This is a genomic window from Paraprevotella clara YIT 11840 (assembly GCF_000233955.1).
Lineage (GTDB): Bacteria > Bacteroidota > Bacteroidia > Bacteroidales > Bacteroidaceae > Paraprevotella > Paraprevotella clara.
Window position 1 is genome coordinate 351,236 of record NZ_JH376616.1, and the last position, 15,647, is coordinate 366,882.

The window sequence follows — 15,647 nt, forward strand, 5'->3', positions numbered from 1 at the left end:
ATGCATGACGTACGCAGACATATAGCTTCCTGTCTCAAATTCATGGCCCTGACGGCATGTTTCCACATTGCAGCCCCGGCTGTGGCACAGGAACTCAATGCCAAAGTGACCATCAACCGTTCCCAAATCTCCAACACGACGGACGCCGTCTTCGAGGCGTTGCAGAACTCCCTGACAGCTTTCATCAACGAGAGGCAATGGACCGGGATGACATACGAAGAAGAAGAACGCATCAACTGTACTTTCAGTATCACGCTGAAAACTTACAGCGAAACGGACAATTCATTTACTGGGTCGATACAGGTGCAGAGTACACGTCCGGTGTATGACTCCAACTATTCAACGACGGTGTTTAATTTTCAGGATGAGAATTTCAACTTTACTTTCCAGCAATTCGACCAACTGGAATTCCGCCCGGAACAAGTGGACAACAACCTTACGGCTGTCATTGCCTACTATGCCTACCTCATCATCGGCATGGACATGGATACGATGGCACCGCTCGGCGGTTCCGACATCCTGCAAATGGCCATGGACGTAGCCAACAATTCGCAAAACTTGGGCTATGCCGGATGGAAAGCTTTCGAAAACGACCGCAACCGCTTTGCCATTATCAACGACTATCTGGACGGGGCCATGGAACCGCTCCGGCAACTGGAATACAAATACCACCGCCAGGGACTGGACCGCATGACGGAAAATACCGATACGGCACGCATGGCCATTACGGAATCCATAGAAATGCTCAAACAAGCCCGCGACCAGAAAAGCATGAGCGCGCTCCCCGTCATATTCACCGACATCAAACGGGATGAGTTAGTCAGCATTTACAGCGGAAAGGGCACGGCGGAAGAACGTGAGAAAGTATATAATATCGTGTTCGCCATCAACGCTTCACAAAGCAATTATTGGGAAAAACTCAGAAAATAAGGATATGCTGAAATCTTTATTCATTCAGAATTACGCATTAATAGACACGTTAGACATCAGGTTCGAGCCGGGATTTTCCGTCATTACCGGAGAAACCGGTGCCGGAAAGTCCATTATCCTCGGTGCAATCGGCCTGCTGCTCGGTCAGCGCGCAGACTGTAAATCCATAAAAAACGGCATGTCGAAATGTATCATCGAAGCCGTTTTCGACCTGAGTGCCTACGGCATGCAGGAGTTCTTCGAACGCAACGATTTGGAGTTCGACGGAAAAGAATGTATCGTCCGCCGTGAAATCACGGCATCCGGCAAGAGTCGGGCGTTCATCAACGATACGCCCGCTCCCGTGAGCCAACTCAAGGAATTGGGGGAAATGCTCATCGATGTGCATTCCCAACACCAAAACTTGTTGCTGAACAAAGAGAACTTCCAACTGAACGTCATCGACATCCTGGCCGGAGACAAGGATGAACTGCAACAGTATAAAAGACTGTACACAGCTTACAGGCAAGCGGAAAAGGCGTTGCAACAGGCGCGGCAAGCCGCGGAACAAGCCCGTACGGAAGAAGACTATATCACGTTCCAACTGGAGCAATTAGAGAATGCCGCATTGAAAACCGGAGAACAAGAAGTTCTGGAGCAAGAGGCCGAAACACTGACACATGCCGAAGAAATCAAACTGGCTTTGTATCAAGCGGAAAACCTTTTGGACAATGAACAAAACGGTATCGTCAACGTCTTGAAAGAAACAACCCATCTCTTGGATAATATAGGAAAAGTTTATCCCGACGGCAATGAACTGGCATCACGTATGGAGTCATGTTACATCGAGTTGAAAGACCTTGCCGGCGAGATTGCCGGACGCACGGAACAGGTCGAGTTCAATCCGGAACGTCTGGAATACGTCAACGAACGGCTCAACACCATCTATGGCTTGCAACAGAAACACCGTGTGGACACGTTGGAAGACCTTCTGCGAATAGAGGAGGAATACCGCGAAAAACTCAACGCCATCACACACAGCGACGAACATATACAGGCCTTGCAACAGCAATGCGACCAAGCCCTTGAGTCTATGAAGAAACAAGCCGGAAGGCTGACCTCGCTACGGCAAAAGGCGGCCTCGGTCGTGGAAAGGCAGATGAAAGAAAAGCTCATCCCGTTGGGTATCCCGAATGTCCAATTCAAAGTGGAACTCACTCCCAAAGAAGTACCGGACGAGACGGGAACCGACAAAATCAACTTCCTTTTCAGTGCCAACAAAAACGGCCAGTTGCAACCTATCTCCCAAGTGGCATCGGGGGGTGAAATCGCGCGCGTCATGCTCTCGCTGAAAGCCATGATTTCCGGGGCGGTCAAACTGCCTACCATCATTTTCGACGAAATAGATACCGGCGTCTCCGGCAGCATCGCCGAAAAGATGGCGCATATCATGCAGGAAATGGGGGCACTCAACCGACAAGTCATCAGCATCACCCATCTGCCCCAAATCGCGGCTCTCGGCAGCACGCATTACAAAGTGTACAAGGAAGACCACGCGGAGGGTACTAGCAGCCATATCGTCCAACTGGACGAAAAAGGACGCGTGGAGGAAATCGCCCACATGTTGAGCGGCACCACACTGACCGATGCGGCCATCAATAACGCTAAAGAATTGCTTAACCAATCCTATAGAAAATGAAAAAGATCATATTTATATTGACTTGCCTGTCTACTTTGGGCGGCCATTTGGTTGCCCAAAATCCCAAATGGTTCAAAAAGGCGGCAAAAGCACAAATCAGCATCGTGACCATGAATGAAAAAGGAGACATGCTGCAATCCGGCAGCGGCTTTTTCATCGACAAGAACGGAACAGCTTTAGCCGATTACCAACTGTTCAAACAAGCTAGCAAAGCCAAAGTCGTCAGCGGAGAAGGAAAGGAATACGAAGTGGAAGCCATCGTGGGAGTCAGCTCATTATACGATCTGGTGAAGTTCCGGGTAAAAACCGACAAGGATACTCCGGCACTGACCATTTCAGACCGTATGGGCGTGAAACATGAACACGTCTACGTCCTCCCCTACCCGACAAAAGAAAACAAAATGTGTGTGAACGACACGTTGCACGACATTCAGAAATTCAACGAGAAATACGGTTACTACACCTTAGGTCGGCCATTGGACGAAAAGTACTTGAACAGTCCGGTCATGGATGAAGAAGGCGAAGTATTGGGAATGATACAGCGGAAAGCCAACGCCTCCGCCACAACGTCCTACGCCGTCAGTGTCGCATACGGCAACACACTTTGCACCAACGGCATGTCTTCGGCCGACAACGACTTAAATGCCATCCACATCCGTAAGGCACTGCCGGCCGATGAAGCGGATATACGCACGTTCCTGTTCATGACGGCCGCCCGTTCGGACTCCGCCACCTATAACCAGTACCTGAACGACTATGCGGAACAATTTCCCAAAAGCAGCGAACCCTACACCCAACGGGCTGATTTCTACATGGCACACGGCAACTATGCAGCCGCTGAAGAAGATATGAATGCAGCCATGGACGTGGCCGAGAAAAAAGACGAAGTGTACTATGCATTCAGCAAACTGCTATACGAATTGAACTTAAAACCCGGTTACACGGTGTATAAAGACTGGGACATGAACAAATCACTCTCACTCGCTGGAGAAGCCTACAAGCAAAATCCTCTCCCCCTCTATACACTTCAGGAGGGCAATACGCTCTATGCACTCAAAGACTACGAAAAGGCCTTCGAAAAATACTTGTCCTTGACGGGAACCAATATGCGTTCGGCCAACCTGTTCCTCTACGCCGCCCAATGCAAACGGATGGCAGGAGCCGATACGCTACAGATACTGGCATTGCAAGACAGTGCCGTGGCATGTTTCAGCAAACCTTATTTAAAAGATGCGGCACCGGCATTGTTGGAGCGCTCCAACACTTTGCTCGCCTTGGGCCGCTACCGGGATGCTATTTTGGATCTGAATGAATACGAGCATTTAATGGGCGATGAACTCACAGCCTACTTCTACTACCGTCGCGAACAGGCAGAAATGCAATGCCGCATGTTCCAACAAGCCGTCGACGATATCGACCGGGCCATACGCATGGAACCCAAAGAACCGTTATATCATGCCGAACGGGCCGTGGTCTATTACCGTATCGGGGAATTTGCTGAAGCACTCTCTTCCGCAAAAAAGAGCGCGGAACTGAATCCCGAGTTCGGAGATGCCTACCGCCTGATGGGCATTTGCCAACTCAAATTGAACCGACGTGAAGAAGGTCTGGCCCATCTGAAGAAAGCGGCCGAGTTGGGAGACGAATCTGCACAAGCCATCCTGCAAAGCGAAGAAGCCGGGAATGGGGAAAAGCCCTAAGCCAGCACCTTAATGCAGTAACCTTTCATAAAAAATGAGACTATGAATATTCAAAAGTTATCTTACGTTTTTCTGCTATGCTTCTCCGTCTTCACTTTCACGGGCTGCGAAGACGATGAAAACGGCGGCAAACCCCAAACCGTAGGGGCATACGGCTCAATCCCAACAGAAGCCCTGAACAAGATGCATTGGAAGTGGGGCATCGCCAGCCGCATCAACGATGAGACAACTGCCACTTTCGTGTGTAACCGTGACAGCCTGGGGGGAGGCTATGTGGCCGCCTTCTCTGTAGATGGCTTCAACTCGCACACCACGCTTACGTTTTTCGTGGATGACCGGTTCGATGTAACGACATTTTTAATGGGCACATCTTCCGAATACAATGCCAATACTTATATCGTACAACAAAAGGGAGGGAACATCTACCTGACAGGGACTGCGAACGGAAATACAAAGCACCGTACCTACGCCCTACAGTCCCCATACGGAAACAGTCAGACCTCCTCCGACCCCTTCTCCGCCGTGGCCTCTTCCATCCTGTCGTTCAGTCTGAACATAGATTTTTTATCGGAAAACCTTAAATCGTACGGGAGAGATTTCATCGGCAAGGTTGCTTCTGGCGATTATGCGGGTCAGCCTGTTTACGATGGACAAGCCTTGTTCCCTGAATATGATGCCGTATGCAACTTAAACCATCTGGAAACTATCCGCAGGCTGATTACAGGCGAAAGTGCCGTCTATTTGGACAACTCTGAAAATTTGTATGGGAAAGGCCCGGACGGCAAAAGCTACGTCACGGTCTACGCCCGCACCAATGCCCCCACCGAAACGTTCAACCGTAATCCGGAAGAGGGAGAATACGGTGCGCCCAAAGCCCTCAAACTATATTGCGGACTGCTTATCGGACAGCACAACGTACTGGGACCGGGCAATGCCCTTTACGACCTCAAGGGCGAAGAACTCTTGTCTGGGCACGAGCAATCCCAGACTTTCGAACTGCCCGACCTTGCCCCCGGCATTTATTATGTGCGCCCCTATCTCATCGCAGAAGATGAACTTCAGGCACAGACGACAGGCAAAGCTAATCCACGCTTGTTACTCTATGCAGAAGACACAAGGGCATACTTGACTTTGGATGCCCATTTGGGCGAGATAGAGATGACGGACTGCTACTACGTGGCCAACTCAGGTGTGCAGGCAGACCTGAGTATTTCCGTATCCGTTCCTCAGATTCCGGATATCCCTTTGTCTTTCAATAACTCTTTCAACCACGGCTCGTGGGGGATTGCCCTCCGTTACGCACACAATGACTTCAGCGAAACAGACATCTTTGGCCGTACGGATGCCTTCAACGGTATTGTGGAGACTTCCGTACATCCTTCTACTCCAGACTTCCAAATCGACCGCGAGAACTTCATAGCCAAAGCCGATGTCGAAGCCGTACTTTACTGCCATGCGGGCAATGAACGTATCATACTTGACAACAAACCTTTCACTGTAGTGTATGACAAGAAACCCGAACTACGCTTTACCAGTGCGGAATTGGTACAAGGCTTCTACCCACAGGGAGGTCGAACAGAAATGGAAGATGCCATCCGTTCAGAACAAATCATATCCGGAACTTTCTGGTTTGAAAGCGATATAAAGTTCATGGAAGAGAATGGCAACCAAAGCATAGAAATGGGTTCGCTTTACCGGCAAGACTTCCGCGAACCAGGAATAGAGACAGACTTCTATCGACACTACGCTACTTATAACTTCAAAACGAAAAAAAGATATATAGAAACAAAAGTCAACGGCCAACCTTTCCGTTCGAACGCACTGCACTATACATGGTCGGACGACGGCAGCCGAATCATCCGCGTGGAAGTAGGCGAATAATCCCCTAATGATATATCTCCTCTACCAAACGATTTTTACGACTCATATGGTTTGCCAGGAAATTTCCATTTTCCTGGCAAACTGTATTTTATAGCCTTACTCCGTACCGATCAAAAGGTTAATAAAGCGAAAATATATTCCTTTTCTAAATATTTAGTTGCTCTTCTAAGAAATCAGAAGTACTTTTGCCGATATCGCTTCGCATAGAGGATTCTGGAATAATTGCCATTATGTCATACTTTTTATTTTTCTCAATCCCTACTTCCCGACAAGGATGGACAGTGCACCTCTTCTGAAGAGAGGCAAATCCCGACCGTACCATACAATCAAAAATATACATTCAGCATAAGATACAAATAGGCCTTCTCATCCTTGCTGTTATGATGTTCCAACTCGAACTGTATCTTATCCTCACGAGCCAACCAGCCAATGGCACTGCCCAGTTCGGCATCATTCAATCCTAAGATGTCTTTTATCTCCGAATACTCCCAACGACGTTGGTCGTCACTGCTCAATAGACGCCATACCCTACCCGCATTTTCACCGATAATATGCTTATCCATAAATTGCAATATATTTAGCTGTTTACCTATTAAATTGTCTTACAAATGTAATAAATCAGTGACAAATTATTTACCCCCCCCGAATAATTAACTCATATTAACATGTTATAAACCAAAAATACGCCGATAAAAGGAAAAAACTCTTATCGACGTATTTATCCGGACGGGACGCAGTGGTTCAATCGTCCTTCTTTATTCCCAAAAGGCGGCTTACTTCTTATCCGTTCCTATCCAAGTCCATTTATGCCAGATACGCTCCAAAGGCCCTTGTTTATACTTGGACAGCCACCATTTGCAAAACCATACTTGCAGCAGGAACGTGAAAACTCCAATCAACAAACTCACCGCATATCCGCAATAAGGAGCAAGATAAAGACCGAACGGGAAATAAATGACCGATCCTATTATAGACTGGCTTATATAATTCGTAAGACTCATCTTTCCATAAAAACGCAGATTGCCGACCGCGTCGCTGAACCTCCTGTTTTGGTAAAGGAGCACGAAAGATGCTATCAGTATCAGCGTGAAAGCCAATTTCTGCCACATGTCAAATGCAGTACCCACGGTTTGCTGTACGATAGCGTCCTGTCCCATAACCAGTTCCTTCAACGTATATAAAGGTGCAAAGGAAAGAGCGGAAACAATCAATATCTTTACCCACAGATGAAGGTTCTTTTCGGATGACACAAAAAGCCGTTTTCTTCCGATGTAAAAGCCCAACAGGAACAGCCCTGCCGTCTGGAAAAAACGCCCGGCATTCACGGCCCACAACAAACTGGCCTTTTGCCCCAACGTAATGTTGCACCCAATGAAATCCCAAAAGTCCCCGGCTTTCGTGTATTCCGCCACTTCCGCATACATTTCGCCCACCTTGAGATCAGGCAAGCGGTGAGCCGGGTCGGCCAAAGCGGCCAGATAGTGGTACCATTCAACCGGCTGCAACAAAAATATGATGGCGGCAATCAAAATAGCCTTGTCACACCAGTTACGCGTAAAGAACAAGACCAGACTCACCACAACGAACAGCAACAAGACATCGCCGGCCGGAAAGAATGCGGCATTCAACGTGGCAAAACCTACCAACAGCACCATGCGCCACAGGAAACGGTAACCGAAGTCTTTCCCCTGCCGCTTTTGATTCTGCGTTTGAATATAAAAAGTAAAACCAAACAAAAGGGCAAAGATGGCGTATGCCTTACCTGCAAAAAGGCTAAACACCACATTCAAAACTCCTTGGTCCAGAACCTCCAACCACTCCGGTGAATCTGCCGGATAAACAGGGAAAATAAAATGTTCCAAGTTATGGACCAGAATAATAGCCATTACGGCAAAACCACGTAGGGCGTCCACGACCTCTATACGCGTTTTTTGAAGAGGATTTTGTTCCATATATTATTTATTGACGTCACAAATATAAGGAAAAAACACTCTTCCACCTCATGGAAGTTATCAAATCCGCCTTTTTATTCGATTATTCCAGCGATATTCCGTAACTTTGCAGCGTTTTTCACAAACACCCCCAAACAGGATGAAAATCAGAACCATTATTTGTTTTATCTTTTCCATTTTAGGATTGTTGGCACTTGTCGCATACTTTTTTCCGGAAGACGGTATCGCCGTAGGCAGTGTGCGGATGAAGTTTCCCTCTCTGACAGAAGTCCTTCAAACGGAAGAAGAAAAAGAAACGCTCCCGACCGACACCGTATCAACTGACACCCTCAGCACGGAAGAACTGCTGCAAATGCGCATGGACGCACTCAAAGCGGAAAAAGAAAGCGAGTTCATGACCTATTGCGAGACGAACGCCGCACGTATTTATATGCCGGGAGACAACATAGATTATTTGGACCCGTTTTTCGATGCGCTCGAAGCTGCACGCGAACGCCCCGTCCGCATTATGCACTACGGCGATTCGCAGTTGGAGGGCGACCGTATCTCGTCCGTCTTGCGCGAAGCGTTCCAAGAACGGTTCGGCGGAAGTGGCGTGGGGTTGGCGCCGGCCGTACAAACCGTCCCGACCTACACGTTGTCACAATCCGTATCGCCGGAAGGGCTATCCCGACACATCGTCTATGGCCCCAAGGATATGCGGCTCGAAAGCAAGGCATACGGAGTCATGGGACAAACGGCCACACTCGACGGGCCGACCACATTCCGGTTTTCCACGCGCGACCGCCAACATTTTCCGCACGCTTCCCGCTTCGGTCAAATCACGCTCCTGACCAGTGCCCCGGTAAAAGCGGCAGCGGTGGCCGGAACCGACACCCTCATCCTGAACGAAACGCAACTCAACGACCGGTTTTACTGCTATTCCCGTAATTTCAGCAGTCCCCGCACTACGGTCAGCCTTACGGTCGACGGACAAGCCGATGTGTACGGAGTAATGCTCGACGGGCAAACGGGCGTTTCGCTCGACAACATCCCCATGCGCGGCTGCTCCGGCACGATATTCACCGGCATCCATTCATCCACGCTGTCCCCGTTCTTCGGACGCGAAAACGTCCGGCTCATCATCCTGCAATATGGCGGAAATTCCGTTCCTTACCTGAAAGGAAAAGAAGGTATCGACAATTACATGTCCGGCCTGAAACGACAGATTGAATATCTCCGGAAACTGGCTCCCGATGCTTGTTTCCTCTTCATCGGCCCGTCGGACATGTCCACTTCCATAGACGGCGAGATGCAGACTTACCCCATCCTGCCCCATCTGGTAGAAGCCATGAAAGCCATGGCGGAAGAATGCGGTATAGCCTATTGGGACCTTTATGCCGCCATGGGCGGACGAGGCTCCATGATGAAGTGGGTGGACGCTTATCTGGCCGGACCGGACTACGTGCATTTCACTCCCAAAGGTGCCCGCCACGTAGGCAACATCCTCTACGAGACGCTTGAATTTTACCATAAATTCTATCGTTTCCGTACAGGAAAAGACAAACTGAAACTCAGTGCAGACAGTACGGAACTGGTGGTAGATACCACACAGGTCCCGTCCGTCCATGCCACGCACACCGACACGGTGTCCCACGATTCACTGAATCTCTAATTTTATCTTCAATATCCCTCCGAAAGACATGAAGAAATACAGGATATTATCCGGACTTTTAGCGGCCTTTGCCCTACTGGTTGGCTGCCACGCCCATGAGAGGAATGATTCCGTACGCCGCGAAGCTGCGTTACGCCCTCTCCCCGATTACCCGTTCATCCGATACGGAGACAACACGTTGCAATTCCCATCCGGACGAGCCGACTTCGACACACTCTATCACAAAATGGATAGCTTGCTGTCCACCGGCAAAGGCAAAATAAACATCCTCCACATCGGGGGCAGCCACGTACAAGCCGGATACCTGAGCCACCGGTTGCGGATGAACTTTTCCACCTTAGGCGATTCGGTAATGACCGCCCGGGGCGTGGTATTCCCTTTCCGCATCCTGCGGACGAACGCTCCCCAAAACTACCGTATCGGTTTTACCGGAACATGGGAAAGTTGCCGGTGCATCAAGCCCAACGGCACTGATACCCTCGGACTGACCGGAGCCGCAGTCAGCACCGGCGACCCTTCCGCCAACCTGACGCTCCGGCTCAATCCGAGCGATACGTCCGCCTGGCATTTCACACGACTGCGCATACTGGGCTATGCCAACGACACCACGGCATATCCCTACGCCATACATCGCGGAGACACCCTCCTCCCGCAACATGACACTGCCACGCACAGTTTCCTGATACACTACCCCGAAGCCTGCGACACGGCGGACATACGCATCCACACCGGAGAGGGCGGACGTTTCACGCTGACAGGCATCTTGCCGGAAAACGACCGGGACGGACTGGTCTATCATGCCGTAGGGATTAACGGGGCCGACGTACCGGCCTGGCTGCGTTGCCGCCACCTGCCCGAAGACCTGAAACTTATCCGGCCTGATCTTGCCATTTTCGGCATCGGCATCAACGACGCCAACGTACCGCCGCAGAAATTCGACCCGGAACAGTTCAAAGCGCATTACCGCGAACTTATCGCCCTGTTCAAATCCGCGAATCCGCATTGCGCTTTGCTTTTCGTGACCAACAACGACTGCCTGCTCAACCTTGGGAGAAGGCACGGCAAGCGTACCAATCCCAACACGGCGCGCGTGGCCAAGGCATTCAAAGAACTGGCCGCCGAGACCGGCGGCGCCGTATGGGACCAATATCATATCATGGGCGGTTCGCGCTCTTCCGCCTTGTGGCGCGGCAAGCGGTTGATGCGCCCCGACCGTATCCACTTCACCGCCGAGGGATACCACCTCATAGGCGACATGCTCTACAATGCAATCATAACCGACTATTTACAAGCTGATGGAAATTAAAGAAAACCTGCTCGTGCTGTGGCATTATATAGAAAGTGTATTCTCGTTCGACCCGAACAGTCCGCTGTTGTTCACGCAATTCCAGTTTTGGGCCTTTTTTGCCATTGTCTTCGCCGTTTTCGCGCTTTTCCGCAACAAACGGCTGCTTCGTAACACTTACCTGTTTTTCGTCAGCGTTTTGTTCTACTACAAAACGAGCGGACTGTTTTTCGGCCTGCTCCTGTTCGTGACGTGCAGCGACTTTCTTATCGCCCAACTTATCTACCGCGTGCAGGCGCGTTGGCAAAAGCGGGCTTTCCTCATCCTGAGCGTCGCCATCGACCTGTCCATCTTGTGCTACTTCAAGTATGCCTACTTTTTCGCGGACTTGGTGAATACCGTATGCGGCACCTCCTTCCAAGTGACCAACCTGCTGGCTGCCGAGGGCAACCGGTTGCTCGGCCAACCGTTCTTCAGCGTAGACCGCATCATCCTGCCCGTGGGAATCTCCTTCTACACGTTCCAAATCATCAGCTATACAGCCGACGTGTATCGCGGGTTGATAAAACCGGTGCGCAACCTGTTCGATTTCGGTTTCTACGTCACGTTCTTCCCCCAACTGGTGGCCGGACCTATCGTAAAAGCCAGCGACTTCATCCCGCAACTCTACCGCAAGTACTGCCTGAGCCGCCTGCAATTCGGCATGGCCGTGTTCTGGATACTCAACGGCCTGCTCAAGAAAATCATCCTGAGCGACTACCTCGCGGTGAACTTCATCGACCGTGTGTTCGACAACCCCATGCTTTTCTCCGGTTTTGAGAACCTCATGGCCCTCTTTGCCTACAGCCTGCAAGTATATGCCGATTTTTCGGGCTATACGGACATTGCCATCGGTCTCTCGCTGCTCATGGGATTCTATCTGCCGCGTAATTTCAACTCACCGTACAAAGCCCCGAATTGCAGCAACTTCTGGAAACGCTGGCACATCTCGTTGTCGCGCTGGTTGCAGAATTACCTGTACATCCCCTTGGGCGGAAACCGCAACGCCACCTTCGGCACGTATTTCTGGATACTGACCATTACGTTCGTGGCCCTTATCCTCTCGGGCAACCTTTACGTGGCCGGAGGCGTACTCGTGCTCGGTGCCATTGTCGTCACGGTGGGACTGCGCTGTCCGGACCGCCGCAAAAAGATATGGGCCAACCTGAACTCGATGATTACCATGCTGCTCGGCGGCCTGTGGCATGGGGCAAGCTGTAATTTCATGATATGGGGCGGACTGAACGGCGTGGGCATGATTGTCTACAAGTTCTGGAGGGACTTCCGGCCTGTGGTCCGCACGCTCTGGTCGTTGCTCATCTTGTCCGTAACGGGAGCGTTATATGTCTTTGCCCCCGCGCCTATATGGAACCTGCTGCTCGTCTTCATGCTGTTCATCACGGCCAGTGCGGTCATCAAATGGCTGTATGCGCTGAGCGGCTTGCGTTGGCGCTTTTCAGGGGTGGGGCACGCATGGGCTGTGGGTGTCACCTTCGTATTCATCACCTTCACGCGCCTGTTCTTCCGTTCGGGTTCTAATCTCGACCCGGCCATTGCCAACGAAACGGCATGGCGCATCGCCACGGAAATGGTGAACCAAATGGGGACGGCATGGAACGCCAACGTGGGCGATATTATTCTGGCCTACGACAAGGTGTTTGCCCTCTTCGCCTTAGGCATGGTCATACATTGGTTGCCGGACAACTGGAAACGCCGTTATCGCATTTGGTTTGCACGCATGCCGTTGCCATTGATGGCCGCAGTTGTCGTACTGACCGTTTTCATCGCTTACCAGTTCGTCACGGCGGAAATGCAACCGTTCATCTATTTCCAATTCTAAGAAGGGACGCTTCAATCTTTCCCATCCCTCCGATGCCGTGCGTACCTGGGGCCACACCGCTTTGCGATACTGTCAAAATGACAATCCGCACCCGGCAAGATTCCGCCATTTGTACCACGAAGCGGAAGCATTTGGAAATATACGATTCTCGCCACGTAGGGAGAAAACGGTTTGTCACCCATTCAGGACCTGTACTTTCAAAAAGCCAAACGAAAAGCCATGACTTGCGCCTACGCTTCAACGCAGAGCAAGCCAATCCCGGATTTACACAACGATTTGACAGTCGAATCCCGTAAACCCAAGGAGACGAAATAGAGAAAAAAGAGCCCGTATCGGCATCTCGTCTACACATTTTCAAGTCTTTTTTCGGACAACGTGAGGAAGTGAATTATACGAGATGCGGACAAAAAAAGTGTTTTTTCAGCCGAACGATTTTTCATTCGACTGAGATTGATGCCCCTTTTTGCTGAACAAAGATAAAAATCAAGCCTGATTTGCAAAAAAATGTATTCAAAACCTTCTCTTGAACTGCACAGATGGAAGAAAAAAGAAGATTTGCTTGTTCATTTAAATCCTATTTTTCTGTCATTTTGAAAGTAGAAGTCCGGATTTTACACACAAAAATTCAACGTAGAAATCAGTTTGGCCTTCCTTCCGATTGGATACAAAAATTTGCGGCAAATCCATCATGTACCCATGGAATCTGCCGCAAATTACTATGAAAAAGAATGTATTCTTTACTCTACTATCCGCCGAAGTTATCGTACATGATAGATTCAGGATCTACACCGAGACCGTCGAGCATGCCGACCACAGCCTTCGACATCGGCCCAGGACCGCACATGTAATATTCGATGTCCTCGGGCGCATCGTGATTCTTCAGGTAGGTCTCATACATCACGTTATGCACAAAACCCGGAGTGTACTTCACGCCTGCTGCGTCTGCAGCAGGATCCGGACGGTCCAAAGCCAAATGGAAATGGAAATTCGGGAAATCCTTTTCCAAGCCTAAGAAGTCCTCCAGATAGAACACTTCGTTCAACGCGCGCGCACCATAGAAATAGTGCATCTCGCGATCCGTCGTATGCAACGTCTTCGTCATGTGCATGATTTGCGCACGCAACGGAGCCATACCGGCACCACCGCCGACCCAAATCATTTCTTTCTTGCTGTCGAAATGCGGATGGAAGTCGCCGTAAGGGCCGCTCATCGTCACCTTGTCACCTGGTTTCAGCGTGAAGATGTAAGAAGAAGCAATACCCGGGTTCACATCCATGAAACCGCTACGGTCGGCCTTGAAAGGAGGCGTAGCAATACGTACGGTCAACATGAACACGTCGCCCTCAGCCGGGTAGTTGGCCATAGAGTAGGCACGCACAGTCGGTTCCGGATTGACACACTTCAACGGGAAGAGACCGAACTTCTGCCATGCCGGCAAGTATTCGTCACCGATAAGGCTCTTGTCGATATCCTTGTCGTAATCCATCGTAAATGCAGGTATCTTGATCTGGGCGTATGAACCGGGGATAAAGTCCATGTGTGCCCCAGCCGGAAGCTGCACCTTGAACTCCTTGATGAACGTAGCCACATTCTTGTTGCTGATCACCGTACATTCGTACTCCTTCACACCCATGACAGACTCGGGCACCTTAATCTTCAAATCGCCTTTCACCTTGCATTGGCAACCCAAACGCCAATGGTCTTTGATTTGTTTACGGGTAAACTGTCCCTTTTCAGAGTCCAGAATCTCACCGCCTCCTTCTACCACCTGACATTTGCACTGTCCGCAAGAACCTTTACCACCGCAGGCCGAAGACAGGTAAATCCCTTCGGAAGCCAAAGTGGAAAGCACGCTTCCGCCTTGTGCCACGGAAATCGTCTTATCCCCGTTGATGGTAATATTCACGTTTCCGCTCGGAGACAAATACTTCTTGGCTACCAACAAAATAACCACCAAGAGGAGAATTGTGACGAGGAATACGCCAATGCTCGCTAAAATAAAATTCATATCCATTGTTCTATTCCTTTCCTTTTAAATACTTAAACCTGAGAAACACATAAAGGCCATGGCCATCAGACCCACCGTGATGAAGGTGATACCCAATCCCTGCAAGGGTTTGGGCACGTCGGTATAAGCCATCTTCTCACGGATGGCAGCCAAAGACACAATGGCCAACAGCCAACCGATACCGGAACCCAAAGCGTATGCCAAGGAATCCCATACGCTGGAGATAGCCTGCGTGCTGGTGGCCGGATCCATGGAAATTCTCTGCTGCATGAACAGTGAGGCACCCATGATGGCACAGTTCACGGCAATCAAAGGGAGGAAGATACCCAATGCAGCATAAAGCGAAGGAGAAAAACGCTCCACCACCATCTCTACCAACTGCACGATACCGGCAATCACGGCTATGAAAAGGATAAACGCCAAATAAGTCAAATCCATACCGAGGATACCGTCTTCAGCCAATACTTTGGTCTGCAACAGATAGTCCACCGGCACCGTCACGCAAAGCACGAAGGTTACGGCAACGCCCAACCCCAATGCTGTCTTTACATTCTTAGATACGGCCAAGTAAGAACACATACCCAAGAAGAAAGCGAAAATCATGTTGTCCACAAAAATAGAACGGACAAACAAACTTAACATATGTTCCATATTCTTTTTTCTTTCTATTTATGGTTATG

At 50.0% G+C, this 15,647-nt stretch carries 11 protein-coding genes; 7 read left to right on the forward strand and 4 right to left on the reverse strand.

Translation table 11 applies throughout. The annotated features are described in order from the left end of the window. From porD to HMPREF9441_RS12995, 4 genes are read left to right on the forward strand one after another with little or no spacing between them, the layout of a single operon-like run. Positions 1 to 930: a type IX secretion system protein PorD gene (gene porD / locus HMPREF9441_RS12980; protein WP_021979748.1), complete on the forward strand. Its 930-nt coding sequence runs from the start codon at positions 1 to 3 to the stop codon at positions 928 to 930. A gap of 4 nt (positions 931 to 934) precedes the next feature. Then, entirely contained in the window at positions 935 to 2,608 is a 1,674-nt protein-coding gene (recN, locus tag HMPREF9441_RS12985) for a DNA repair protein RecN (RefSeq protein WP_008621949.1), read from the forward strand. Further along, a complete protein-coding gene (locus HMPREF9441_RS12990) occupies positions 2,605 to 4,308 on the forward strand; it encodes a serine protease (RefSeq protein WP_008621950.1) in 1,704 nt (567 codons plus the stop codon). The genes recN and HMPREF9441_RS12990 overlap by 4 nt, the downstream gene beginning before the upstream one ends. Before the next feature lie 42 nt (positions 4,309 to 4,350). Beyond that, entirely contained in the window at positions 4,351 to 6,189 is a 1,839-nt protein-coding gene (locus HMPREF9441_RS12995; RefSeq protein ID WP_008621951.1) for a hypothetical protein, read from the forward strand. 326 nt (positions 6,190 to 6,515) lie between these two features. Here HMPREF9441_RS12995 and HMPREF9441_RS13005 read toward each other — a convergent pair whose 3' ends face one another. Further along, a complete protein-coding gene (locus tag HMPREF9441_RS13005; protein ID WP_008621952.1) occupies positions 6,516 to 6,752 on the reverse strand; it encodes a winged helix-turn-helix domain-containing protein in 237 nt (78 codons plus the stop codon). Between the two features lie 210 nt (positions 6,753 to 6,962). Then, positions 6,963 to 8,141: a DUF418 domain-containing protein gene (locus HMPREF9441_RS13010; protein ID WP_008621953.1), complete on the reverse strand. Its 1,179-nt coding sequence runs from the start codon at positions 8,139 to 8,141 to the stop codon at positions 6,963 to 6,965. Positions 8,142 to 8,280: 139 nt separating this feature from the next. Here HMPREF9441_RS13010 and HMPREF9441_RS13015 point away from each other — a divergent pair, with 139 nt between their 5' ends. Genes HMPREF9441_RS13015 through HMPREF9441_RS13025 form a run of 3 tightly spaced genes read left to right on the forward strand, consistent with a single transcriptional unit; the run spans position 8,281 to position 12,959 of the window. Then, positions 8,281 to 9,795, forward strand: a complete 1,515-nt coding sequence (locus HMPREF9441_RS13015) for a GDSL-type esterase/lipase family protein (RefSeq protein WP_008621956.1) — start codon at positions 8,281 to 8,283, stop codon at positions 9,793 to 9,795. Positions 9,796 to 9,823: 28 nt separating this feature from the next. Then, a complete protein-coding gene (locus HMPREF9441_RS13020; RefSeq protein ID WP_008621957.1) occupies positions 9,824 to 11,101 on the forward strand; it encodes a GDSL-type esterase/lipase family protein in 1,278 nt (425 codons plus the stop codon). Then, entirely contained in the window at positions 11,091 to 12,959 is a 1,869-nt protein-coding gene (locus tag HMPREF9441_RS13025) for an MBOAT family O-acyltransferase (protein WP_050806181.1), read from the forward strand. Before HMPREF9441_RS13020 ends, HMPREF9441_RS13025 begins: the two co-directional genes overlap by 11 nt. Positions 12,960 to 13,704: 745 nt before the next feature. On the opposite strand, the gene nqrF is transcribed toward HMPREF9441_RS13025, so the two are convergent. Next, complete coding sequence (gene nqrF, locus HMPREF9441_RS13030) at positions 13,705 to 14,973, reverse strand: NADH:ubiquinone reductase (Na(+)-transporting) subunit F (protein ID WP_008621962.1); 1,269 nt, start codon at positions 14,971 to 14,973, stop codon at positions 13,705 to 13,707. Between the two features lie 18 nt (positions 14,974 to 14,991). Beyond that, positions 14,992 to 15,618, reverse strand: a complete 627-nt coding sequence (nqrE, locus tag HMPREF9441_RS13035; protein ID WP_008621963.1) for an NADH:ubiquinone reductase (Na(+)-transporting) subunit E — start codon at positions 15,616 to 15,618, stop codon at positions 14,992 to 14,994. Positions 15,619 to 15,647 lie beyond the last annotated feature (29 nt).